We start from the raw sequence: 21935 nt of genomic DNA, 5'->3' as shown, positions 1-21935 counted from the left end.
ACCGCCAGCAGAACGGCGCACGCGCGCCTACGGCTGTTCCACATCGATTACTGCCCTCCGCACATCAGTACGGCATCGGGCACCATCCGAAGGATTTCACCGAGGCCGCGAGCACCCGGCCTAACGCCCATGATCAGGTGAGGACACGAGGCTTCCCGTGCCTCACTCCACCTGACGACCAGATCGGTACTTTCGGTTGACATAACGGGGTGAAATGGACAATGCACTTCATCGGATGTTCGCCCGACCGCTTCGTGAAGCGATGCCGGCCGTCCATTCGGGAATGCATGTGGTGCGGCGAGAGCAAACAGCGATGGCCGGCCCCCAACGGAGCCGGCCATCGTCATGAGGCGGTATCGGATCTCGCCCCTCTCGCTTGCGCGGGGACGACGGTAGAAAGTGTGGCTACCGGGCTGGAACTCCCTTGACGATCGTGTCGCTCGGCACCGGCCGAACAACACAGGCGCCTGCGCCGACGGTTGCACCCGCGCCCACGCTCAAGCCCTGAAGGATCGCAGCCGTCGTCCCGACCAGGGCCCGCTCACCCAGCCGACAGTCTCCGGACACCGCAGCCAGCGGATTCACCTGGACGAAGTCGTCCAGCACGCTGTCATGCCCCACCGTGGCGTTCTGATTCACATGCACATGCCGGCCAAGCGTCACGTTGGTCGTCACGCGAGCGCCCGCCAGCAACACGACCCCATTGCCGAACTCGTTCCCGAGCCCGACACTCGCATCCGGGTGGATCAGCGGCGCAGCCGCGGTACGCGCACGCCCGATCTTCGCAGCGACCTTGGCCCGCACCCGCGGATCCCCGATCCCGATGACGTACCGAACCTCATCGCCCATTCCCGCGAGCTCCGCTAGGGCTCCCAGGAACGGAGCGCCCAAAAGCGAGAGCCGCCCGAGATTGACATCGCTGGGTGCGTCATCCACGAAACCGAGAACCTTCCACGGTTCCCCGTACGCCTCGTTGATGGCATGCACGACGCCGTACACCTCGCGTCCGTGGCCGCCGCATCCCACGATGACGAGCGGCTCAGACACGTGCGACACCGCGCGCCCGGCTTCCCTTGAACTCCGGCATGGTGACCTGACCCTCCGCCGCAATCCCCTCACGCCGCAGCACGGTCGTGAAGGTCTCCACCATGATCCGCAGGTTCAGCCGCAGCGTCCGGTGGTCGACGTACCAGACGTCCAGGTCGAACTTCTCCTCCCACGACAGGGAGTTCCGCCCGCGCACCTGCGCCAGTCCCGTCAGCCCCGGCCGCACCTCATGCCGCCGGGCCTGCGTCGGCGTGTACAGATCGAGATACCGCACCAGCAGCGGCCGCGGCCCGACCAGGCTCATGTCGCCCTTGAGAATGTTGATGAACGTCGGCAGCTCGTCCACGCTCGTGGCCCGCAGAATCCGCCCCAGCCGGGTCATCCGGTCCGCGTCGCTGATGAGCCCGCGGGACGGGTCGACATCTCGCATGGTGCGGAACTTGATCATCGTGAAGACCCGCCCGTGCAATCCCGGCCGCGCCTGCCGGAAGAAGACCGGCGTACCGAGCCGCCAGGCGACCAGAACGGCGACGCCCAGCATCAGCGGCGCGGTCAGCGTCAGCATGACGACCGAGACGAGGATGTCCACGGTCCGTTGGATGCAGGCGTGCAGGCGTACACGGTCGATCATCGGTTCCTCCCCAGGAACTCCACGGTCGCTTCGAGAATTCGCTGCCTGTCCGGCTCGGTCAGGACCGATCCGCTGGGCAGCGTCAGACCCTGCTCGAAGAGCCGCTCAGCGGCTCCGGACAGGAAGGACCGCGCACCGGCGAACACGGGCTGAAGGTGCATCGGCTTGAAGACCGGCCGGGTCTCGATGTTCTGCGCCGCCAGGTGGGCTGCAAGGTCCGAGGCCCGCCACCCGGCGCGGGCCGGGTCGACGATGATGCTGGTGAGCCAGCAGTTGGCGCCGTCGTCCGCGCCCAGCAGCTCGACACCGTCGGTGCTGGCGAAGACTTTGGCGTACGCGTCGCGCATCGCACGGCGCTTGCCGATCATCTCGTCCAGCCGGCTCAGCTGAGCGCGCCCGAGAGCAGCGAGCAGGTTGCTGAGCCGGTAGTTGTAGCCGATCTCCTCGTGCTGGTAGTACGGCACCGGCTGCCTGGCCTGGGTGGACAGGTGCCGGCAACGCTCGACCAGAGCGCGGCTGTCCGACAGCAGCATTCCGCCGCCGGACGTAGTCATTATCTTGTTGCCGTTGAACGAAATCACGCCTGCGACGCCGAATGAGCCGGCCGGTCGACCCCTGTAGGAGGAGCCGAGCGATTCGGCCGCGTCCTCGATCAGGGATGTGCCGTACTCGTCACACAAAGGGATTAGTTCGTCGTAGTCGGCGCACGTGCCGAACAGGTCGACCGGCATGACCGCACCGACGATGCGGCCCTCCGCTCGCAGCTCGTGCAGGGCCTCGGCGAGCAGCAGCGGATCGATGTTGCCGGTCCGCGGATCGCAGTCGACGAAGACCGGCTCCGCCCCCGTGTAGGCGACCGCGTTGGCGGTCGCAGCGAACGTCAGCGTAGGCACGATGACGTTCTGACCTGCACCGACGCCGGAGGCAAGGAGAGCGAGATGGAGGCCCGCCGTGCCCGAGCTGACCGCGACGGCGTGGGCCACGCCGGCCCGTTCGGCGACCTCCCGCTCGAAGGCGTCGACCGCCGGGCCGGCCGGCGCGACCCAGCCGGAGCGGAGCGCCTCGACGACGTAGGTCTCCTCGAGCTCGCCTACGTCGGGGGCGGACAGCAGAATTCGTCCGGTCATCGTGGTGCATCCTTTCGGGGGGCCGGAGGAAGGAAGTCAGTGACTGACCATCGATTCAGAATGCTTTTCGTGTGTCATGCGAATCTGTGCCGCTCACCTTTGGCGGAACGGCTCGCACGACGCGCTTTCGACGACGCGTTCGGGCCGGAGGCGGCGGGGATCGTCACGGCCAGCGCGGGAACCCGCGCATACGACGGCTCCCCCATGCACCGAGGCAGCGCCGAGGTCCTGGCCGAATGCGGCGTCGACCCCGACGGCTTCGTCAGCCGCACGGTCAACCCGGCGATCATGCGAGAGTCCGACCTGGTCCTGACCGCCACAGCCGACCAACGCTCGGCCTGCCTGATGCTCGAACCAGGAGCGGTTCGCCGGACCTTCACGCTCCGCCAGTTCGCCCGCTTCGCCGCCCTCGCCCCGCCGATCCGCCACGGCTCCGTGGCGGACCGGATGCGGCGCCTGGTCGACGAGGTCAACGCCGGCCGGCACCGGGTGCCCCCGGTGCCGGCGGCGGAGGACGACCTGCCGGACCCGGTCAACCAGCCGATCGAGGCCTTCCGGGTCTGCGCCGAGGACGTCTGGCGATCGCTGCGAGCGGTGGTGGGCGTCATCGCGGCCGCTTAGCGCCCTGCACGGACGCCGAACCCGAGTACCGCCCCTCGTCGTCCTTGCGGTAGATGCTCAGGTCCGTGGTCGGCGTATCGACCACGTCCGCGAGCCGCGACCGGCGCGACGGCCGCTGCTCCGTGCGGGCAACCGTCGGCGTGTACTCCGTCCGGAACGGCGAACTCGCCAGCGGTCCCGCACTCGGCATGTCCGACGAACGCGGCCGCAGCGGCGCGACCGGCTCCGACGGCGCCGACTCACCGTTCTCGGTCGTGTAGCTGTAGTACGCGTACGACCCCGCACTCTTCGCCGGCGTCATGTTCAGCACGCAGCCGTGCAGCTTCCCGCTCACCTTGGCGAGAGCGGCAGCGGCCGTCTGGGCCTGGGAAACCGTCGTCTTCGCGTGCCGGGAAACCAGCAGGCACCCGTCAGCGATCGTGGACATGACCGCCGCGTCCGTCACCGGCAGCAGCGGCGGGGTGTCGATGATGATGACGTCGAAGGCCGCCCCGAGGGCGGCCAGCAGGTCTGCCATGTTCCCGGATCCGAGCAGCTCGCTGGGATTCGGTGGGATGTAGCCGCTGGGCAGCACCCACAGCCCGCTCTTGCCCCATGACTGCACGACGTCGCGGACGTTCGCCTGCCCGGCCAGCACGTTGGTCAGCCCGACCGCTCCCTCGAGTCCGAGGTATTCGGCGATGCGCGGCCGCCGCAGGTCGGCGTCGATGATGATGACCCGCTTGCCGGCCTCGGCGAAGGCGATGCCGAGGTTGCAGACGGTCGTGGACTTGCCCTCGCCCGGCAGCGCGCTGCTCACCACCAGGCTTCGCAACGGCCGGTCCACGTTGACGAACTGCAGGTTCGTCCGCAGCTGGCGCATCGCCTCGGCCCGGGTCGACTGCGCGCTACCCTCGGTGATCAGCGGCGACTTCTCCGCCTTGCGGTCGAACGGGATGGCGCTGAGCACCGGTGCCGACGCCGCGTTGTGCAGCGCCTCCGGCGTACGGATGGTGCTGTCCAGGGATTCGCGCAGGGCCGCGGCCCCCACCCCGATGATCAGACCAAGGGCAACGGCCAGACCCACATTTCGTACGGGCTGCGGTGACACAGGCGCATCTGCCAGCTTCGGCTCCGCGATGATCTGTACGCCCACCGTCGGCGACTTGGACCCCGGGGGCGTCTCCAGCTTGCTGATCAGCTCGGGGAATTGCACGGCCAGGCGCTGTGCGAGGCGCAGGGCGCGGGCTCTATCGGTGTCCGTCACGGTGGCCTGGACCAGCACGGTGTCCGGCACCACCTGGGCGGTGATCTCTTCCTGGATCTCCTCGGCGGTCAGGCCGGCGGATTCCTCGACCGCGATCGACTGGGCCAGCCGGTTGCTGGTCATCACATCCACGTAGGACTTGACCCGCTGCTGGGCGAACTGACCGCCCTGGAATGCCTGCGTCACCTCGGTGCCGCGGGTGCTCACGAAGAACGTGACCGATGCGGCGTACTTCGGTGGGGTGAGGAGGGTGACGGCGACCGCCACGCCGACCGACACCGCGATTGCTCCTGCGACCAGCCACCATCGCTTCCGAACGGCGCGCAGGTAATCGCGCAGGTCCATGCAGTTGCCTCCTCTTTTCGTGTCCCGGTATCCGCCATTCGGGCACCGTCATCGGCCCGAACTGCGCATGTATTCGGTCATCGGTTGCGCGTTGTCCCGTACGAGCCCGCGTGAGCAACCAGGGCTCATCACGGATAACGGCGCATAGCGCTTCCGATGATGGTTCGCCGAGTAGAAACTCCGACGATTTCCGAGATTCACCCATAAGAGGGCGCATGAATTTCGCGGTGTCCGCACCGAGACCACGAAAGAGCAGGTCAGAGCCGTCGCGGCGCTGGCCGGCCGGCTCCTGCGCGGCCGCGGGAACATCGCTGGGCACCGATGGTGGAAGCCGCCGATGAGGCCCCTTCGGCCCCGGCTCGGCGAGGTGGGCCGCACGATATCCGATGATCGTCGGACGGCAATGCCTCACGCCCACTTTCGGGGACGCCCGAATGGTTCGGCGATCCGCGATTACGGCGGGAATCGCGCCCAGATCTTCAGCCCCACCCCCGGCGGGACGGTGGGGGCCGCGCCCGACGGCGAGGAGGTGGGGCCGGCACCGGACTCGGACGAGACCGGGTCGTCGGTGTGATCACCGTCAGCCCGCCGCCCGGATCGAGCAGGGAGCCGACACCGGACCGCTTCCGGTCCGCCGTCACCCCATGGGGTCCCGGTGCATCCGAAGTCGCAACGACTACGGGCACAGCCCGTTGAACGTCGAGGGCAAATCACACTTCTGGAAGAGGCAGCAATGAGCCGCAATCGGGCTATCGCGTTTCTCACCTCGATCATCGCTGCCCTGGCGATGACCATGGGGCTCACGGCCTTCACCGCCACCGCGGCGTCGGCCACGAACCACGGTCACTACCCTCCGCCGCCGCCGTCCCTGGTGGTCAACAAGGGTGTGGTCAAGTACGGCGTGACCGTGCGGGCCACCGGCCGTAAGTACGCCAAGAAGGAGAAGGTGATCATCACCGTCTCCTTCCGCAAGAAGGGCTCGCACCGCTGGAGGACCGTGAAGACGGCCTACATCCGTGCGAACGGCAACGGCGGCTTCACGTACACCGTGAAGGCGTTCGCGCCCGGCATCCTGATCATCACGGCCAAGGGGAAGACGTCTCGTAAGAGCGCCTCCGCCGCGGTCTACGTGATCGACAAGAGGAAGGGCGGCGGCTGGAACATCCGGCGCGCCTCCTACACGGTCGGCGGCACCCCCGGCCTGGCCGGAACCCCGGTCTCGGCGACCACCACCCCGGCGCCGTCCAACAACACCTGGCTGGCGATCGCGGGTCTGGGCGTCCTCGCCCTGGCCGGCAGCACGGTCGTCACCCGCCGTACCATCCGCCGGCGCAAGCAGAACTAAGCACCGACGGACCAACGGCAGCCGGCCCGCACCTCCCGCTCTCGGGGTGCGGGCCGGCGTCGTGCCGCGCTCCGGTCGTCAGGGCGCGAGCACGGCGACGGTCTCGGCGACGCAGACCGGCTTGTCGCCGCCCTCGCGCTCGATCGCCACCCGCGCGACCATCTGGTAGCCGGCGGCTCCGGTGGTGAACGACACCAGTTCCACGCCCGCCCGCAGCCGCGAGTCCACCGGGACGGGGGCGGGGAAACGCACCTTGTTGACGCCGTAGTTGACGCCCATGCGGATCCCCTCGACCGCGTAGATCTCCGACATGAGCATCGGGATCAGCGACAGGGTGAGATAGCCGTGGGCGACGGTGCTGCCGAACGGGCCCTGGGCCGCCTTCTCCGGGTCGACGTGGATCCACTGGTGATCCCCGGTGGCCTCGGCGAACAGGTCGATCTGCCGCTGCGTCACCGTGTGCCAGCCGGAGTGGCCGAGGTGCGTGCCCACGGCCTTCTCGAGCTCCTCCACGCCGTGAAAGACCTTCATCAGTCAAGCTCCCTTTCGGTACGGCGGATCAGCCGCGCGGGCCACCGGCGACGTACAGGACCTGGCCGGAGACGAAGCCGGCCTCCTCGCTGACCAGGAACGACACGGCGTGCGCGACGTCGTCCGGCGTGCCGGTGCGGCCGACCGGAATCTGCGTGACGGCGGCCTTCTTGAGGTCCTCGAAGTCCACGCCCATCCGCGCGGCGGTCGCCGCCGTCATGTCGGTCTCGATGAACCCCGGGGCGACGGCGTTCGCCGTGACGCCGAACTTGCCGAGCTCGATCGCGAGGGTCTTCGTGAAGCCCTGCAGGCCCGCCTTGGCCGCGGCGTAGTTCGCCTGGCCGCGGTTGCCCAGCGCCGACGTGCTGGACAGGCTGACGATCCGCCCCCACTTCGCCTCGGTCATGAACCGCTGGACCGCCCGGCTCATCAGGAACGAGCCGCGCAGGTGCACGTCCATCACCGAGTCCCACTCGTCCACGCTCATCTTGAACAGCAGGTTGTCGCGCAGGATCCCGGCGTTGTTGACGAGCGTGGTCGGCGGGCCCAGCTCCTCGGCCACCCGCGCGACGGCGTCCTTGACGGCCTTCTCGTCGGCCACGTCGACCCCGACCGCCAGCGCCCGGCCGCCGCCCTCGGTGATGTCGCGTACGACGGGTGCGCAGGCGTCCTCGTCGAGGTCCAGCACGGCGACCGCGAAGCCGTCCGTGCCGAGCCGCCGGGCCACGGCAGCGCCGATGCCCCGCGCCGCGCCGGTCACGACGGCGATGCGCCCGTTGGTACCGCTCATGTCAGTTCTCCTGTCGTTGGGGGTCGGGGGTCAGGCGGCGTACGCCACGCGGCCGACGGTCACACCGTCGGCGACCCGTTGCACCGCCGCCGCCATCTCCTCGAGGGGGAGCCGCTCGCTGACCAGCGGGCGCACCGCACCGCGCGCGGCGAGCTCACACAGCTCACGGTGGCAGGCGGCGACTGCCTCGGGGGCGTATGTGTTGTAGAGGCCCCAGTGCAGGCCCACGATCGAGTAGTTCTTCACCAGCGCGTGGTTCAGCGCCGCGGACTGGATCTGCCCGCCGGCGAAGCCGACGACGACGATCCGCCCCTCGAAGGCCACGCACTTGGTCGAGCGCTGGTAGACGTCCCCGCCGACCGGGTCGTAGATGACGTCGGCACCCCGGCCGCCGGTCTCCGCCTTGACGACGGCCACGAAGTCCTGCTCCCGGCGGTCCACCACCACGTCGGCACCGAGCTCGCGGGCGACCTCGGCCTTGGCGGCACTGCCCACCACGCCGATGACGCGAGCGCCGGCCGCCTTACCGAGCTGGATCGCGGCGCTGCCCACCCCGCCCGCCGCGGCGTTGACGAGCAGGGTCTCCCCGGCGCGCAGCCCCGCCCGCCGGTGCAGCCCGAACCAGCCGGTCTGGTACCCGATGTGCAGCGACGCCGCCTGGGCGTCATCGAGCTCCGGTGGCGCCGGGAACGTGGTGGCGGCATCCATGAGCGCCCGCTCCGCGAACCCCCCGTACGGAAGAACGGCACCGCCCAGAACCCGGTCCCCCACGGCGAACCCGGTGACCCCTTCGCCGAGCGCGACAACCTCTCCGCACACCTCCACGCCGGGGGTGAACGGCAGCTCGGGCCGCACCTGGTACTCGCCGCGGCACATCAGCACGTCGGGGAAGTTCACCGGAGAGGCAAGGACGCGGACGACCAGCTGCCCCGGGCCCGGCTCCGGATCGGGCACGTCGTGCAGGACCAGTGCGTCCCGGGGCTCACCGAGCTTCTCCACGCGCCATGCCTTCATCGGCCGCTCCTCCGCTCCTCCAGCCGCCGCTGGATCCCGCTCGCCCAGCACCGGGCCGCCAGGCCCGTTCCGGTGACATTCCTGCGCTGACTAAGCGCTTGCTTACTGGCGGGTCAGTATCCGCTGTAGGGTGATCGACGTCAACAGCAGGCGCACTGAGCAGGAGGAGAGCGATGACCCCGGCGTCGGACCTGTCCCGTGCCGACAACACCCGCGCCCGCCTCCTGACGGCAGCGGTGACGGCCTTCGCGGCCAAGGGCTACCACGCCACGACGACCCGCGACATCGCCGCCGCCGCGGGGATGAGCCCCGCCGCCCTGTACATCCACCACAAGTCCAAGGAAGAACTGCTCTACCTCATCGCGGTCACCGGCAACCGGGCCGTGCTGTCGGCGCTCCGGGCCTGCGCCGCCCGCTCCGACGACCCGGTGACGCAGCTGCACGAGATGGTGCACAGCCTCGCGGTGAACCACGCCCGCGACCACACCATGGCCGCCGTCATCAACAGCCAGCTCGAGGCGCTCACCCCCGAGCACTTCGCGGAGATCCGCGCGATCCGTCGCGAGACCACCGCCGAGGTCCTGAGCGTCATCGAGCGCGGCGTCGCCGTCGGCGTCTTCGACACCCCCGACCCGAAGATGGCCACGACCGCGCTGCTGTCGCTCAGCATGGACATCGCCCGCTGGTACCGCGACGAAGGACGCTGGACCCCGGAAGAGATCGGCGACCGCTACGCCGAGATGGCCCTGCGCATGCTCGGCGCCACCCGACCGGCCGCCGACCTCCTCCGTTCGGAGATGTGGTCGGCTGGCTCAGGGGACGCCGGGTGAATCGATCAGCGCCTACCGTCTGACCGGTGCGCGGACTCCTGAGCTGGCAGAAGACCTGGCAGTCGGCGGTCGGCGCGGCGGCGGCGGCCTCGATCCTCGCCGCAGGGGCGCTGGCGTTCACCACTCACCGGCCCGCACCCGAGCCGGCACCGATACCGGCGATCGTTCCCGCAGGGCCGGCCGGGCTGATCGTCCGCGACGGCGATCTGGTCGAGGCGAGCGGTCCCGTCGAGGCTGCGCGGCTGTGCTCACCGGCCCCGGTTCCGGCCGTCGATCGTCCGTGCCAGTTCGGCATCCGGGCGCCCGGGATCAAGCCCACCCACGGCGCGACGCTGCGCGGCCGGTGGCATCCGAACCGGTTGTCCGACATCGAGCGGCTGCCGTACGCACCCCCGTCAGCCGGCGTGATGGGGCCGGGCCCCTACCTGCCCGACGCTCCGCCGTGCCCGGCGCCGGCCGGCGGCTGGTCGGTGAGCGAGGCCTGGCTCACCTCGGGCCTCGACCAACCGGTCGACGACTACCTGCGCGCACACCCCGACCAGTTCGCGGAGCCGTTCGCGACGCACAGCGGAAACGCCCGCATCCTGGTGGCCGAAGTGGTGCGCGGCGACGTGGCCCAGGCCCGGAAAGCGCTGACCGCGATCTACAGCGAGAACCTCTGTGTGATCGCCGCGCCGGGCAAGCACAGCATCGCCGATGACGCGGAGCTGCAGGCCACCACCGGCGCGGCGCTCTCGGCGCTGACGGACGACAGCATCTACACGGCCACTCCGGAGGACGGCAAGATACGGGTCGCCATGGTCCAGCTGACGCAGCCGCTGTACGACAAGCTCGCCGCGATCGGCCTCGACCACCTGATCCTCGACCCGTGGATCCGCCCGGTCCGCCCGTAGCGGGTGGACGCATACTCACCCAAATGGGCTAATCCGGTCGGTCGCTGCGTAATGATCAAAACCGCGAAATCCCCGAACGGATGCCTGATCTCCGAGGACGCCGCCGTAGCGTTTTCCTCTACGAGACGCCGTCCTACCTGCGAAGTGACGGCGTCTCCCCAAACTGGATCGACCGGCACCGGGGATGCGAGGCAGATGCGCCATGCAACAGCGCTCCCCCGGAGGGCCGGCCAGGAATGCCTGCTGTCTTACGAACCCGGCAGGTGATGTAAGGGATCCGCGGACCGTGTCGTGGCGCGTACGCGGATCAGGCGGGTCCTCGGTGGCCAGAGAAGACGCCGGGGGCCCGCGCCACGGATGCCACGAGTGAGCTCATCGCCGGGCCGTCTTGGATTGCCCCCTGGGGACGGCCCGGCGATGTGGTTCCGCCGGTTCGCATGCCGGTGGTGCCTGGGATCCTTGCCGCCCCGCCCGGCGGCGGGGATCCCTCAGGAGTGTGACCGATGCCGATTTGGACCGTGGGCGGGGAGGTGGTAGTCGCATGTTGTTGCTGGTTAACAATTATTTCGGAGCGGAACGACAGCGTTGGCGCATCGATGATCGATGCATCGCGGGCGTCGCCGTCCCCCGGACGGGTTAAACCGGTAAGCGCGGAAGCGGGATTTCATCCGGTGGTAATGACGCACGGATATCCGATCACGTTTCTGCCCTTGGTCCGGGAATGTTGTGCCGCGCCCCTTTCCGCCTCCACCGGCGGGGCGTTCGCATTTCATTCCCTGTGGCTCCGGCCGTGTCCCGGCGGCCGGAGCCACCTTCGACGTTTCGCAGGAGGAACGCGCGTATGCGCAAGCTCAGCCGACGGTCCGCCACGGTGGCCGTCACCAGCATCGTCGCGGTCGGCGCGGCCGGCGCCGCATGGGCCGCCTGGAGTCTCACCGGCTCCGGCACCGCCGAGGCCAAGGCCGGTTCGGTGGTGGATCTCAAGGTGACCAGCGCCGGGCTGGCCGGGGGGCTCACCCCGGGCAACGCCACGACGGTGCTGCTCACGGTGGAGAACCGCAACGCGTTCCCCGTACGGATCACGAACATCGACCTCACGCGGCTGGACTCGCCGCAGGCCGGGTGCGACGCGCCCGCCAACGTGGAGATCGTCGACGACGCCGCCCTGCCGGCGAAGGCGACGGTGCCGGCGGGCAGCGAGGACAAGCCGGCCACCGCGCAGATCGCCTGGAGCGGTCCGCTGCGGATGGTCGCCGACCCGGCGGATGCCTGCCAGGGTGCGCCGTTCACGTTCAACGTCCACCTCGACGCCCAGAGCGCGGCGTCCTGATGACGACGGTGGGGGCGCAGCGGAAGGCGTCTCCGCCGTCCGCCGACGACCCGAGACGGAAGCCCGGCGACCCGAGACCGAAAAGGATGGGCATGCGTAAGCTCGACCGTCGCGGCAAGGCGATCCTCAGCGTCGCCGCCGCTGCCGCCGTGATCGTCAACGCTGGTGCTGCCTGGGCGTACTGGAAGCTCGGCGGTGCCGGCACCGGAGTCGCCGTCGCCGGGTCCGCGGTGGAGCTGAAGCTGCAGGGTCGCTCCGACGACGGCGAGCCGCTGTACCCCGGAGGTACGGCCGGGCTGACCGTGACGGTGACTAACCAGAACGCCTTCCCGGTGAAGATCACCTCGATCAGTCCCGGCACGGGCCGGGTGACGGCCGACTCGGAGCACCGCGATGCCGGTTGCCTGGAGACCGGCGTGGTCGTTAGCGGAGACGTGCTGGCCGTGTCGTGGGAGGTGCCGAAGAACACCATCGGTGTCTTCACCGTTCCCGGCGGCCTGCGGATGACCAACAGCTCGGACTCGGCCTGCCAGGGCGCGACCTTCACCATCCCGGTGACCGCCCGGGGCCTGAGCAGCGCGTCCTGATCCACCTCGCAGGCGTCCCCGACGTGCCGCCCGCGATCATCCCCTTGTCACGTCGGCGTGAGCATGTCAGGAGTCAGGCTGTGCACCGGTGGCACAAATCCGTGGCCGCTGCGGCGGCCGTCGTCGGCGCGGCCGGACTCGTCGTCGCCCTGAAGGATCCGGCGACGAGCGATCAGGAGATGACCCTCACCGCGGCGGGTGCGGACGATCAGAACCCCGCTTTCACGGTACGGGGCACCGCCGTCGAGAACCTCTACCCGGGCGCGCGCCGGCGGCTCGTGCTGACGCTGGCCAACCCGTCGCGCGTCGCCCTGCTGGTCACCGGGATGCACGCCCGCCTCACCGCCACCGACCGGCCCGGATGCGCGCCGGTCGCCTCCAACCTCGAGGTCGAGCCGTACACGGGTGCGCTGCCGGCGCGGATCGGCGCGCGGGAGAGCCGCCAGGCCGGGGCCGTACCGCTGCACATGCCGAATTCCGTCGTGGACGCGTGCCAGGAGGCCACCTTCACCGTCGCCGTGACCGCCGATGCCGTGGCTGCCCGATGAGGCATCGTCACCGCCGTACCGGAACGTCCTGGCGTTTGCCGATCATCGGTGTGGCCACCGCGGCGACGATCGGCACCGGCGTCGCCGCGTACGGCAATTGGGACGTCAAGGCCGAGGCCAAGACCTTCACCGTGCGCGCCGCGAGCATTCCCCGGATGGCGGCGCCGGATGCCGAGATGCCCCCGGGCGAGCCGCTGGTCAGCGGCGACGGGCTGGTGGTCCGCGGGCCGCGGATCAGCTGGCGCGGGGTCGCCATCGCCGCCGACGTGCCGGTGCAGCGCTACGTCGTGACCCGCCATCTCGGGCCGGTCGCCCAGGTGGCGTGCGACGTTCCGGCCGGCCGCACGCGGTGTGTCGACCGGCATCCGCCGGCCGGATACCTGGTGACGTACACGGTCGCGGCTGCCTACGGCTCGTATTGGACAGGCCTGGCCAGCGAGGAGAGCCGGCCCGTGCTGCTGCCCGGCGAGGCCGCGCCGATCATCGTCGACGGCGTGGTCGTGCTGCCCGGATCGGCCGGCGGTGCCCTCGTTCCGGGACCGGGTCCGAGCGGAATCGCGGCGCCCGGGACGGTAGTCAACGGGGACGGCGCGGCCGTCGAGCCCGGGGTTCCCGCCCCGGAGGTATCCACGTCCGCGCAGGCGCCGGTGATCGTGCCGCCGGCGCCGCCCGAGGTGGAGACTCCGAAGTCGGATACCACGTCCGAGCCGGCCACGCCGGCGCCGGTGGAGTCCGCGGGTGAACCGCCGAAGAACACGCCGCCGGGCAATGCGGAAAATGAGCAGGACACGCAAACGGGTATTCGGGTCGACGTGCCGATCGCCTCTATCGACATGCCCTGACTAGATACACGTCGAAGTTCATAAACGGCTGTTCTTGTCACGGCGAAACACCCTGAACAAACAGACAAATTCCAGACGACTGGCGTACCGCAGCACTGCCTTTACAGCTGGCTTACTTAGCGCGCAACAACTAATAACATTTTAGGTATGACGCCATCCGGTTCCATCGCTATCCAGCTCGCGCTCTCCGTCGCCATGGTCATCTTGACCGCGTACGTGGCGGGGCGTGTGCACCAGTGGTACCGGCACGGGTTCGATCGCGACGTGGCGTACCGGGAGGGATACAACCAGGCCTCGCACACGCTGTTCCAGCTCGCCGTACGCAACCACCCGGTCGGCATCAAGCCGGCCGCCGCGCCGAGCAGTGCACCCGGCCAGGTCCGCGCGGTCGTCCCCCTGCACCAGCTGCCCGAACGTACCGCGATCGACCTCGCCGCCGAGCGGCGCGAATCCCCCCGCCTGCTGCATCACCAAGCCTGAACCCCGAAAGGCAGAGACAGTCAATGACGGTGCCCGGCAACAGCATCATCCAAGCGCTGTTCGCGCTCGCCTTCGTCATCGCCAGCGGATACGCCGCCGGGCGCATCCACCAGTGGTACAAGCAGGGCCTGGATCGCGACGAGGCCTACCGCAACGGGTACGACCAGGCCTCGAACTCCATGTTCGACATGGCGATCCGCAAGCGGGAGCAGAATGCCGCGGGTGACTTCACCCCGCCGGCCGAGGAAAGCCCCGAACGCCGCCACCTCGTCGGCCAGTCCCGCCGGCGCATCCAGGCGCAGCAGCACCAGAAGGCGGGCGGCCGCCGGCGCCGCCGCTTCGGCACCCGCTGAGAGCCACCGTCCGGGGCCGTTCATGAATGCCGGTCAGGCTCATGTTTGCCCACGATGACGATCGGTGTTAGCCGCCCGTACCCGCAGGTCAGCGCCGCATTCACCGGGCCGCGCCGGACCGCCGGAGATCGGCGCGGCAGGAAGCCCTCCCTCGCGGGAATTAGGCCGTCACGGCCGTCATGGCTCGTTCATGCGCGCGTAACGCGAGACGGAACGCCGATCTCGCCGGCGCGGCGGATGGGGCACTGTGGGTGTGGACACAGCGGCACCCGCACCTCCCAGGGAGGAAGCCCCGGATGCGTACGACCAGCAGGCGGCTCACCTCGACCGCGAAGCCCTGCCCGGTGAGCACGGGATCGTGAGGCGCGCCGTGTTGAGCCGGGAATACCCGGCAGACCCCGGACCGGTGGCCGAGGCCGAGTTCTTCGAGGACCCACCGGAGTTCACCGAGCTGCCACGCCGGCGCCGGATGGACCACCGCACTCGCGGCATCCTGGTGGCGGCCGCCGCGGCTGCGTTCGTGGTCAACGCCGGCGCCATGTGGGCGTACTGGAAGGTCACGGTGCCCTCGGAGGGCGCCGCCGCCGTGGAGATGAACCTGCGGGGCCGTTCCAGCTTCGACGTTCCCCTGCAGCCGGGCACCACCGGCGACCTCACCGTCACGGTGACGAACACCAACGACTTCCCCGTCAGCGTGACGTCGCTCTCGGCGGGCACGGGCAAGGTCATCGCCGACGACGAGCACCGCGAGAACGGGTGTCAGAACCCGGGTGTCACCTTCACCCGGCCGATGTTCCAGGTCCGCTGGGACGTGACGCGCAACAACGTCGCCGCTTTCACCGTACGCAACGGGCTGTCGATGGCGACCGACGCCGACCCCGCCTGCCGTGGCGCGGTGTTCACCGTGCCGGTCCAGATCAGGGGCACCGCCGACCGCTGAGTCAGTGGGCCGCCGTCCATCCGGCCTCGCGGCAGGCCCGGGTGAACTCCGCGGCGTTCGCCTTCCACTCCGCCGTGGCGTCGTTCGCGCTGCGGCCCACCGCGGCTGCCCGGTCGGCGATCCGCTCGTTGTCGCTGCCGGCCGAGAACTTGTTGACCTCGTCGGCCAGCCGCAGCCGGGCCGTCTTGGTGTCGGCGTCCCCGTAACCGTCGGCGAACGCCGTGCAGGCCTTCGCCGCGCCGTCGTCGAGCCGGCCGGGCCCGGCGTCCTGCGCGGATCGGCCGATCGCCAGGCCGGCGAGCACGACGACCACGGCCACGCCGCCGATCACGAGCTGGCGCTTGTTCAGCTTGACCTTCACCGGCCACATTATCCGGCATGGACGTGTAACGATCCCGGCGTCAGCGACACAGACAGGGAAAGGTGTCGTACCAGGGACGGGGATTGACCATGACAGGGCGAGGTGACCGAGGCGAGGCCTGGTTCACCGACGTGTACGCGGCCCACCACGCCGCCGTGGTCCGGTATGGACTGCGGCGGCTGGGGGACGCGGACGCGGCCGGTGAACTGGCCCAGGAGGTGTTCGTCGTCGCGTGGCGCCGCCGCGCGGACGTACCCGACCGGGTGCTTCCGTGGCTGTACGGCGTGGCGCGGCGGCTGCTGGCCAACCATCGGCGCATCGCCCAGCCGGTGCCTGCCGAGCACGTCGAGGCGGCCGTCGGCTCCGATGCCGACCTGGTGGCCACGGTCACCGACCTGCGAGCGGCGCTGAGCACGCTGACCGAGGCGGACCAGGAGATTCTTCGTCTGGTCGGCTGGGAGCAGCTCGACCTCGCCGAGGCGGCTCAGGTCCTGGACTGCCGCCGGGCCACCGCGGCCGTACGGCTGCACCGGGCCCGCCGCCGGCTGCTCGCCGCGCTCGCGAGCCCTCGGCACTCCGCTACCCCTGCCAGCTCGGCGACCGTGTCGCCGGGAGGAGAATTCGCATGCTGACCGAGCGACGTATCCGCAGCCTGATGTCCCCCGCCGATCCCGCGAACGACGTGACGATTCCCGGCCCTGCGCTGGCCGCCCCCGAGTTGATCCGGCATGCCGAGCACGCCGCGCAGACCCCGCCGGCCGATCCGTGGCCCGCTCGCCCCGGGCCCGGTCGCCGGGCGGTGCTGGCGGTAGGGCTGGCCACCGCAGCCGCCGCGGTCGCCGCGGTCGCCGCCACGGTCGCCCTTCCCGACGACGATGCCGCACCGCGCCGCCCGGTCACCCGGGGAGCGGTGATCGTGCCCATCGCGTACACGGTTCCCGGTGCCGGCCAGGATGCCGGACCCCACCTGCGGGCGATGGCGAACCACCTGGCCGATTCGCCGTTCGATCTCAGCACCGGTCCCTACACGTTCATCAGGCAGAAGTCCGTGGGCGTCTTCGGCGCCGGCGTCGAGGACCAGGGACTGTTCAAGGCTGCCGCCGACGAGTGGAAGACCTGGGTACGGGCAGACCTGTCCGGCCGCGTCGTGACGACCCCCCTGCCGGCGGAGTATCCGAACGAGGCATCGCGCCGGTACTACGAGGCGGAGCCGGACATCTTCGACAACCCCCAGGTGAGCGAGCAGTTGGCGCAGGCCGGCGACGGTACGTTCGCTGCGCCCGTACCGTTGGACCGGCAATCGCTCGCCCGGGCCCTGCAGGCCGAGCGGCCGGACGCCGTGGCCGACGCGCTCACCAAGCTGTCCACCCGTCAGGGCCTGCCGCGTGCCGCCCGGGCCGAGGTGCTGCGCATCCTGGCCGACCATCACGTGTTCCGGTGGCGCGGCCCGGTCGCCGACCGCCTCGGGCGCCCCGGCGTCGCCCTCACCCACCGGCAGGGCGATTCGCCCTTCGAGGACGTCGTGGTTCTCGATCGGCGCACCGGCGAGCTGCTCAGCTACGACTCGGTACGCGTCGACGGGGCACCCGAGGTGACGCGTTACACGGTGATCTACGAGGTCCGCCACACGGCCGGGACCGACTGATCAGCGCCCGGGCCGGTGTGAGGTGAGCCAGGGCTCGAGGATCGGCAGGACGGTGCCCACCTGCATGGCGCTCATGTGGTCGGCGTCCGGGATCAGCTCCACCCTCCAGCCGCGGGCGACCAGCTCGGCTCGGTGCTCCTCGACCCGCTCGGCGATCGGGACGTAGGCGTCGTCCCACTTCGGGCCGTACGTGATGTTGTCCTTGGCTCCCGCGAAGACCAGACGGGGGACGGCCAGGCGGTCCAGCGCCGCCTGGTCGTCGAAGTCCTCGAGGGATTCATAGAGCGTCACGTACTGCTGGGTCTGGTCCGGCGTCCGGGTGAACTCGACGCTGTCCCAGTCACCGGGCGTCGGCTCGGCCGCAGGTCCGGGCTGTCGGTCCCGGGCGGCGAGGGCCATGCGGTGGGCGGTCCGGGTCACGGCGAGCATTTCGGCGTACGGGCCGCCCAGCGCGGGGTAGCCACCCATCGCCAGGGCCCACAGCCGGTCGGTACGCAGGGCGAGCTGGAGCCCGGCCAGCGCGAGCCACGAGTAGCCGTAGTAGGCGAACCGCTCGGCGCCTGCCGCGTCGGCGACGGCGAGCAGGTCGGCGGCGACGTTCGCGGCCGTGAGCGTGTGCGGCTTGGGGTGCAGGTCGAGGTGTCCCTCGTAGTCGGCGGCGATCACCCGCAGGCCCGCGTCGGCGAGGCGCGCCGCCAGCGTGTGGCCGAGTGCGGGGTCGGCGCCCCAGGCGCGCATCTGCTCGGCTGCCTCGCCCTCGACGACGGCGGTGTTCACCGGCAGGAGCACCGCCGGGCCGTCGCCTTGCACCGTCACGTCCAGCAGGGAATCGTCGTGGAGCCGGGCCTGGATCATGTGAACCCCTCCAGAAATTCTCTACACTGTAAGGACTATGGTGACACGAGCGTACCAGGACATCGATGCTCATGTGCGCCGGTTGTGGCGGCACCGCGGCACGACGCTGCCCTCGCCGCGTCGTGGGCCGCGCCAGCAGCTGGATCTGGACGACATCCTGGACGCGGGCATCGCCCTCGCCGACGCGGAGGGACTGGCGGCGGTCTCCACCCGGGCGGTCGCGGCGGCGTTCGGCAAGACGCCCATGGCGCTCTACCCGTACGTCGGCACCAAGGAGCACCTGCTGGCACTGATGCAGGACCACGCCGTCGCCATGCCGGAGTGGGAGGACCCGCCCACCGGCCTGGCCGACGCGCTGGAGGCGTGGGCGTCCGCGCTCTACGAGGTGTACCTGGCCCATCCTTGGCTGACCGAACGCCGCTGGGCCCAGGCCACCCAGGGACCGAACGAGCAGGACTGGATGGAACGGCTGCTGCGGATCCTGGACACCTGGCGCATCCCCGCGCCGGCCCGGCCACCGGCGGTCACGATGCTCTACGCGACCGTCGCGGCGACGGCTGAGACCGACGCCGCCTACCGGCGGATGAGCCAGGAGGGAAAGTCCGAGTGGCTCGCGCAGGCGCAGGCGACCGCCCGGCAGATCCCGGACCTGACGCGGCGCTATCCCCTGTCGACCTCGCTGGAACCGGTCACCACCGACTGGCAGGACAGCCCTCGTGCCGCGCTGGCCGCCGGCGTCGGCATCCTCGCCCGGGCACTGGCGGCGCCCACCGGGTGAGCCGTCAGGCCGGAAGCGGACGACCCGGACCGCGGAAGATCAGATAGCCGACCATCCAGAGCTCCCCCACGGTCGCCGGAACGACCAGGGCCTCGGCGACCGGACCGGCCTCCGGCGCGAGGACGGCGACGAAGGCGCTGATCAGGTATCCGATGCCGCCGCCGACGAGGGTCCAGCCCAGGGCGCGGGGCATCCGGCCGCAGCGCAGCACGCACCGGCCCATCGGGATGAGCCAGAGACCGAAGAACAGCGCTCCGACACCCCAGAGGTGGCCGCTGACCAGATACAACAGCTGGACGGCGGGCGCGGCGCCGGCCGCCGGACCGGCCGCGACTTCGACCGACGTGGCCAGCAGAGCCGCACTGACCAGGATCACGACGGCGTTGACGAGGCCGAAGGCCGCGATGCTCGAAGCGGCGAGCCGATCCGCGTCCCGGAAAAGGCGGTAGAACCACATCGCGGCCAGCGCCTGGGTGACGACGACGAGCAGCTCCAGGGCGACGCCGGCACGCGCCAGCGACTCGTGAGCGATCAGATTGGCCAGCGTCGCGGCGGCATCGCCGGACACGAACAGGCGCGGCCGGATGAGCAGGAAGCCCAGCGCACCGCTGACGGCGAGCCCGAGATAGAGCAGACCGGTCGTGCGGGCGGTACGGATCGAAGCATCCATCGCGGGTCCCCTCCGGAGCACGACCTTACGTCGTAAGGTAACCATACTGTGTAAGGTTCTCATCCGGCCGCAAGGAGATCGATGGTGGCGAAGGCGTCCCGTAAGCCGCTCAGCCGGGAGCGCGTGCTGGCCGCGGCGGTCTCGCTGGCCGACCGGGAGGGCATCCGGGCCGTCACCATGCGGCGCCTCGCGGCGGACCTGCACGTCGAGGCGATGTCGCTCTATTACCACCTGCCGGGCAAGGACGCCCTGCTCGACGGGCTCGCCGAGTCCGTCGTCGCCGAGCTGACCGGCGCCGCGGGCCACGTCCGCACCGACGAACAGGACTGGCGGGGGCGGCTGCGGCGGCAGTTCCTGGCGGCTCGCGCCGTCATGCTGCGGCATCCGTGGGCGCCGGCGTTGCTGGGCACCCGGCGCACCATTCCGGCCGGGCTCTTCGCGTACTACGACGGCATCGTCGGCACGCTGGCCGGGGCCGGGTTCTCGTACCACCTGGCGCACCGGGCGCTGCACGCCTTCGGCAGCCTGCCGCTCGGCTTCGCGCAGGAGACGTTCAGCCCGGCCTCGGCCGGCGGCAGCATGGAGGACGGCGCCGCGGAGGCCGACCTGGCCGCGATGGCGGAGGCGATGCCGCACTTGACGGCCATGGTCACGGCGGAGATGCACGACGCCGACGACATGCTCGGCTGGTGCGACAGCCAGGTCGAGTTCGAGTTCACCGTCGACCTGCTGCTCGACGGGCTGGCACGCCTCCGCGGCTGACGCCACTCACCCGCCGGTCAGCAGTCCGTCCTGCTTCTCACAGGCCACAGCGGCGCGGTGCACCGCGGCCACCCGGGCCAGCGCCTGACGCTCGGGCAGGCGCCGCAAGCCCTGCCACAGGGTGACCGCCTTGGCGTTGACCTCGGGCTCTTCCGTGATGCCGTGGTCCGGCCGGGGCTCACGACCCATCAGCCAGGCCGCCGCCGCGCGAGAAACGGTCTCACTGCCGTTGTCGCAGTCGTCCGGGCCGCGGAACGCCCTGCCCACCAGCTCCGGAACCACCCAGTCCCGGTCGGCGAGGTGCCCGCTCTTGTCGACCCGTACGGAGATGCGCACCGTGTCCGCCCGCCACACCGGGAACGTGTCGGGATGGAACGTGTAGGTGTCCTCCTCCACCGTGGTCGGCGCATCCGGCAGCTTGCCCAGCAGCGCCAGCGCCTGCCGGGCCGGGGGCACCATCTCGGGCAGCAGTCCGGCGTGGATCCGGCTGATGCACACGCGGGGACTGCCCTGGGCGCACACCTGTTCCTGAGCGACCCGGTCGATCGGGTGCGCCACGAACTCGCCGCGCGGAACGATCATCACGGCCACGGCGAACCCGAGCACCGCCGGCAGCAACGCCGCCACCCGGCTCCGCCAGCCCGCGGACGCCAGGAGCACGGCGGCGGCCACCGCGAGGGCGACCAGCCAGACGGCCTGCGCGACGCTGACCCGGCCGGAAACCGTCTGGTAGTCGGTGTACTGGCCCATGCCGTGCGACGGCGACACGATCAGGGCCAGCCATTCCCGGCGCACGAGCGCAACGGGTACGACCTGGATCAGCCCGATGCCCGCGATCGCCAGCGCCGGCGCGGTCAGCGGGGACGGCAGCAGGCGGCCCACCGCCAGGCCGAGCCAGGCCGCCGCGATCATCGCCAGCGCTCCGACCGCGAGTACGGCCAGGGACGCGGCGGGCAGGTAGTGAACGCTGTCGACCATCCACGGAACGGCCACCGCCGCCGCCAGCAGGTAGGCACCCCCGACGGCGATGCCCATCGCGCCGAGCGTCGGCAGCATCCGCTGGGCTCGCGGCCTGGCCGTGCTGGCGAACAGCTCGGCCACATGGGAACGGTGCTCGCGGCGGGCCTGCCAGGCGCCGGCGGCCAGCGCTGCCGGCCACAACAGCATCAGATACTCGCGGTGCATCATGGCCAGCGGCATCCAGCCGGCCGCCCAGCGGTCCGGCAGGCTGTAGAGCAGTCCGGCGCCGGCGAGCAGCACGATGATCGCGGTGCCGATCGCCGCGGAACGGCGTAACTCGATACCCAGCACCCGCGTCACCGGCCGGCCCCCGATCGGTACGCACGCAACAACGCCGAATAACC

At 70.5% G+C, this 21935-nt stretch carries 26 protein-coding genes; 15 read left to right on the top strand and 11 right to left on the bottom strand.

Annotated elements, in window-relative coordinates; genetic code table 11:
- Positions 1 to 405 precede the first annotated feature (405 nt).
- The 3 genes from ACIBO8_RS35730 to ACIBO8_RS35720 are packed head-to-tail and all read right to left on the bottom strand — an operon-like array spanning position 406 to position 2805.
- Positions 406 to 1047, bottom strand: coding sequence for a NeuD/PglB/VioB family sugar acetyltransferase (locus ACIBO8_RS35730; RefSeq protein ID WP_396119947.1), 642 nt, complete (start codon positions 1045 to 1047; stop codon positions 406 to 408).
- Positions 1040 to 1678, bottom strand: coding sequence for a sugar transferase (locus tag ACIBO8_RS35725; protein ID WP_396119946.1), 639 nt, complete (start codon positions 1676 to 1678; stop codon positions 1040 to 1042). Before ACIBO8_RS35725 ends, ACIBO8_RS35730 begins: the two co-directional genes overlap by 8 nt.
- The gene (locus tag ACIBO8_RS35720; protein ID WP_396119945.1) at positions 1675 to 2805 is read right to left on the bottom strand and encodes an aminotransferase class I/II-fold pyridoxal phosphate-dependent enzyme; all 1131 of its coding nucleotides are present in this window, start codon (positions 2803 to 2805) and stop codon (positions 1675 to 1677) included. Before ACIBO8_RS35720 ends, ACIBO8_RS35725 begins: the two co-directional genes overlap by 4 nt.
- Before the next feature lie 60 nt (positions 2806 to 2865).
- On the opposite strand from ACIBO8_RS35720, the gene ACIBO8_RS35715 reads away from it, so the two are divergent.
- On the top strand, positions 2866 to 3426 hold the full coding sequence (locus tag ACIBO8_RS35715; protein WP_396120045.1) for a low molecular weight phosphatase family protein: 561 nt from the start codon (positions 2866 to 2868) through the stop codon (positions 3424 to 3426).
- On the opposite strand, the gene ACIBO8_RS35710 is transcribed toward ACIBO8_RS35715, so the two are convergent.
- Complete coding sequence (locus ACIBO8_RS35710) at positions 3410 to 5017, bottom strand: polysaccharide biosynthesis tyrosine autokinase (protein ID WP_396119944.1); 1608 nt, start codon at positions 5015 to 5017, stop codon at positions 3410 to 3412. The two genes, ACIBO8_RS35715 and ACIBO8_RS35710, sit on opposite strands and share 17 nt — an antisense overlap.
- A gap of 733 nt (positions 5018 to 5750) precedes the next feature.
- On the opposite strand from ACIBO8_RS35710, the gene ACIBO8_RS35705 reads away from it, so the two are divergent.
- Positions 5751 to 6362, top strand: a complete 612-nt coding sequence (locus ACIBO8_RS35705; RefSeq protein WP_396119943.1) for a hypothetical protein — start codon at positions 5751 to 5753, stop codon at positions 6360 to 6362.
- Positions 6363 to 6440: 78 nt separating this feature from the next.
- Here ACIBO8_RS35705 and ACIBO8_RS35700 read toward each other — a convergent pair whose 3' ends face one another.
- Genes ACIBO8_RS35700 through ACIBO8_RS35690 form a run of 3 tightly spaced genes read right to left on the bottom strand, consistent with a single transcriptional unit; the run spans position 6441 to position 8697 of the window.
- The gene (locus ACIBO8_RS35700; RefSeq protein WP_396119942.1) at positions 6441 to 6893 is read right to left on the bottom strand and encodes a MaoC family dehydratase; all 453 of its coding nucleotides are present in this window, start codon (positions 6891 to 6893) and stop codon (positions 6441 to 6443) included.
- Between the two features lie 28 nt (positions 6894 to 6921).
- A complete protein-coding gene (gene fabG, locus ACIBO8_RS35695; RefSeq protein ID WP_396119941.1) occupies positions 6922 to 7683 on the bottom strand; it encodes a 3-oxoacyl-ACP reductase FabG in 762 nt (253 codons plus the stop codon).
- A 30-nt stretch (positions 7684 to 7713) separates the two neighbouring features.
- The gene (locus tag ACIBO8_RS35690; RefSeq protein WP_396119940.1) at positions 7714 to 8697 is read right to left on the bottom strand and encodes an NADPH:quinone oxidoreductase family protein; all 984 of its coding nucleotides are present in this window, start codon (positions 8695 to 8697) and stop codon (positions 7714 to 7716) included.
- Between the two features lie 173 nt (positions 8698 to 8870).
- Between ACIBO8_RS35690 and ACIBO8_RS35685 the strand changes: the two genes are divergently transcribed.
- The 9 genes from ACIBO8_RS35685 to ACIBO8_RS35645 all read left to right on the top strand — a co-directional run bounded on the left by ACIBO8_RS35685 (position 8871) and on the right by ACIBO8_RS35645 (position 15500).
- Positions 8871 to 9527 carry a TetR/AcrR family transcriptional regulator gene (locus ACIBO8_RS35685; protein ID WP_396119939.1) on the top strand — a complete coding sequence of 219 codons (657 nt, stop codon included), beginning with the start codon at positions 8871 to 8873 and terminating at the stop codon, positions 9525 to 9527.
- Between the two features lie 26 nt (positions 9528 to 9553).
- Complete coding sequence (locus tag ACIBO8_RS35680; RefSeq protein ID WP_396119938.1) at positions 9554 to 10420, top strand: hypothetical protein; 867 nt, start codon at positions 9554 to 9556, stop codon at positions 10418 to 10420.
- An 841-nt stretch (positions 10421 to 11261) separates the two neighbouring features.
- Positions 11262 to 11750 carry a hypothetical protein gene (locus ACIBO8_RS35675; protein ID WP_396119937.1) on the top strand — a complete coding sequence of 163 codons (489 nt, stop codon included), beginning with the start codon at positions 11262 to 11264 and terminating at the stop codon, positions 11748 to 11750.
- Between the two features lie 92 nt (positions 11751 to 11842).
- Positions 11843 to 12337 carry a hypothetical protein gene (locus ACIBO8_RS35670; RefSeq protein ID WP_396119936.1) on the top strand — a complete coding sequence of 165 codons (495 nt, stop codon included), beginning with the start codon at positions 11843 to 11845 and terminating at the stop codon, positions 12335 to 12337.
- Positions 12338 to 12417: 80 nt separating this feature from the next.
- Positions 12418 to 12885 (top strand): hypothetical protein, encoded by a 468-nt coding sequence (locus ACIBO8_RS35665; RefSeq protein WP_396119935.1) that lies wholly within the window; start codon positions 12418 to 12420, stop codon positions 12883 to 12885.
- A 35-nt stretch (positions 12886 to 12920) separates the two neighbouring features.
- A complete protein-coding gene (locus ACIBO8_RS35660) occupies positions 12921 to 13727 on the top strand; it encodes a hypothetical protein (RefSeq protein ID WP_396119934.1) in 807 nt (268 codons plus the stop codon).
- Positions 13728 to 13874: 147 nt separating this feature from the next.
- Positions 13875 to 14207 carry a hypothetical protein gene (locus tag ACIBO8_RS35655; RefSeq protein WP_396119933.1) on the top strand — a complete coding sequence of 111 codons (333 nt, stop codon included), beginning with the start codon at positions 13875 to 13877 and terminating at the stop codon, positions 14205 to 14207.
- 29 nt (positions 14208 to 14236) lie between these two features.
- Entirely contained in the window at positions 14237 to 14560 is a 324-nt protein-coding gene (locus ACIBO8_RS35650; protein ID WP_396119932.1) for a hypothetical protein, read from the top strand.
- Positions 14561 to 14807: 247 nt separating this feature from the next.
- Positions 14808 to 15500, top strand: a complete 693-nt coding sequence (locus ACIBO8_RS35645) for a hypothetical protein (protein ID WP_396119931.1) — start codon at positions 14808 to 14810, stop codon at positions 15498 to 15500.
- Position 15501: 1 nt separating this feature from the next.
- Here the strand turns inward: ACIBO8_RS35645 and ACIBO8_RS35640 are convergent, their stop codons facing one another.
- Positions 15502 to 15861: a hypothetical protein gene (locus ACIBO8_RS35640; RefSeq protein WP_396119930.1), complete on the bottom strand. Its 360-nt coding sequence runs from the start codon at positions 15859 to 15861 to the stop codon at positions 15502 to 15504.
- 89 nt (positions 15862 to 15950) lie between these two features.
- Here ACIBO8_RS35640 and ACIBO8_RS35635 point away from each other — a divergent pair, with 89 nt between their 5' ends.
- Entirely contained in the window at positions 15951 to 16493 is a 543-nt protein-coding gene (locus ACIBO8_RS35635) for an RNA polymerase sigma factor (protein ID WP_396119929.1), read from the top strand.
- Positions 16487 to 17506, top strand: coding sequence for a hypothetical protein (locus ACIBO8_RS35630; protein WP_396119928.1), 1020 nt, complete (start codon positions 16487 to 16489; stop codon positions 17504 to 17506). Before ACIBO8_RS35635 ends, ACIBO8_RS35630 begins: the two co-directional genes overlap by 7 nt.
- On the opposite strand, the gene ACIBO8_RS35625 is transcribed toward ACIBO8_RS35630, so the two are convergent.
- Positions 17507 to 18361 (bottom strand): alpha/beta hydrolase, encoded by an 855-nt coding sequence (locus ACIBO8_RS35625; RefSeq protein ID WP_396119927.1) that lies wholly within the window; start codon positions 18359 to 18361, stop codon positions 17507 to 17509.
- 37 nt (positions 18362 to 18398) lie between these two features.
- Here ACIBO8_RS35625 and ACIBO8_RS35620 point away from each other — a divergent pair, with 37 nt between their 5' ends.
- Positions 18399 to 19139, top strand: coding sequence for a TetR/AcrR family transcriptional regulator (locus tag ACIBO8_RS35620; protein WP_396119926.1), 741 nt, complete (start codon positions 18399 to 18401; stop codon positions 19137 to 19139).
- Positions 19140 to 19143: 4 nt separating this feature from the next.
- Here the strand turns inward: ACIBO8_RS35620 and ACIBO8_RS35615 are convergent, their stop codons facing one another.
- Complete coding sequence (locus tag ACIBO8_RS35615; RefSeq protein WP_396119925.1) at positions 19144 to 19809, bottom strand: DUF4386 domain-containing protein; 666 nt, start codon at positions 19807 to 19809, stop codon at positions 19144 to 19146.
- A gap of 81 nt (positions 19810 to 19890) precedes the next feature.
- Between ACIBO8_RS35615 and ACIBO8_RS35610 the strand changes: the two genes are divergently transcribed.
- Positions 19891 to 20571: a TetR/AcrR family transcriptional regulator gene (locus ACIBO8_RS35610; RefSeq protein ID WP_396119924.1), complete on the top strand. Its 681-nt coding sequence runs from the start codon at positions 19891 to 19893 to the stop codon at positions 20569 to 20571.
- Positions 20572 to 20577: 6 nt separating this feature from the next.
- Here ACIBO8_RS35610 and ACIBO8_RS35605 read toward each other — a convergent pair.
- A partial coding sequence (locus tag ACIBO8_RS35605; protein ID WP_396119923.1) for a hypothetical protein occupies positions 20578 to 21935 on the bottom strand: 1358 nt, incomplete at its 5' end.

Source organism: Actinoplanes sp. NPDC049681 (genome assembly GCF_044465265.1).
Classification (GTDB): Bacteria; Actinomycetota; Actinomycetes; order Mycobacteriales; family Micromonosporaceae; genus Actinoplanes.
This window is presented reverse-complemented; position numbering and strand designations above follow the sequence as displayed.

Coding starts and splice junctions, on each gene's coding strand:
- ACIBO8_RS35725 (WP_396119946.1), bottom strand. CDS start 1,678: ATGATCGACCGTGTACGCCTGCACGCCTGCATCCAACGGACCGTGGAC.
- ACIBO8_RS35720 (WP_396119945.1), bottom strand. CDS start 2,805: ATGACCGGACGAATTCTGCTGTCCGCCCCCGACGTAGGCGAGCTCGAG.
- ACIBO8_RS35715 (WP_396120045.1), top strand. CDS start 2,866: ATGCTTTTCGTGTGTCATGCGAATCTGTGCCGCTCACCTTTGGCGGAA.
- ACIBO8_RS35710 (WP_396119944.1), bottom strand. CDS start 5,017: ATGGACCTGCGCGATTACCTGCGCGCCGTTCGGAAGCGATGGTGGCTG.
- ACIBO8_RS35705 (WP_396119943.1), top strand. CDS start 5,751: ATGAGCCGCAATCGGGCTATCGCGTTTCTCACCTCGATCATCGCTGCC.
- ACIBO8_RS35700 (WP_396119942.1), bottom strand. CDS start 6,893: ATGAAGGTCTTTCACGGCGTGGAGGAGCTCGAGAAGGCCGTGGGCACG.
- fabG (WP_396119941.1), bottom strand. CDS start 7,683: ATGAGCGGTACCAACGGGCGCATCGCCGTCGTGACCGGCGCGGCGCGG.
- ACIBO8_RS35690 (WP_396119940.1), bottom strand. CDS start 8,697: ATGAAGGCATGGCGCGTGGAGAAGCTCGGTGAGCCCCGGGACGCACTG.
- ACIBO8_RS35685 (WP_396119939.1), top strand. CDS start 8,871: ATGACCCCGGCGTCGGACCTGTCCCGTGCCGACAACACCCGCGCCCGC.
- ACIBO8_RS35675 (WP_396119937.1), top strand. CDS start 11,262: ATGCGCAAGCTCAGCCGACGGTCCGCCACGGTGGCCGTCACCAGCATC.
- ACIBO8_RS35670 (WP_396119936.1), top strand. CDS start 11,843: ATGCGTAAGCTCGACCGTCGCGGCAAGGCGATCCTCAGCGTCGCCGCC.
- ACIBO8_RS35655 (WP_396119933.1), top strand. CDS start 13,875: ATGACGCCATCCGGTTCCATCGCTATCCAGCTCGCGCTCTCCGTCGCC.
- ACIBO8_RS35635 (WP_396119929.1), top strand. CDS start 15,951: ATGACAGGGCGAGGTGACCGAGGCGAGGCCTGGTTCACCGACGTGTAC.
- ACIBO8_RS35630 (WP_396119928.1), top strand. CDS start 16,487: ATGCTGACCGAGCGACGTATCCGCAGCCTGATGTCCCCCGCCGATCCC.
- ACIBO8_RS35625 (WP_396119927.1), bottom strand. CDS start 18,361: ATGATCCAGGCCCGGCTCCACGACGATTCCCTGCTGGACGTGACGGTG.
- ACIBO8_RS35620 (WP_396119926.1), top strand. CDS start 18,399: ATGGTGACACGAGCGTACCAGGACATCGATGCTCATGTGCGCCGGTTG.
- ACIBO8_RS35615 (WP_396119925.1), bottom strand. CDS start 19,809: ATGGATGCTTCGATCCGTACCGCCCGCACGACCGGTCTGCTCTATCTC.
- ACIBO8_RS35610 (WP_396119924.1), top strand. CDS start 19,891: ATGGTGGCGAAGGCGTCCCGTAAGCCGCTCAGCCGGGAGCGCGTGCTG.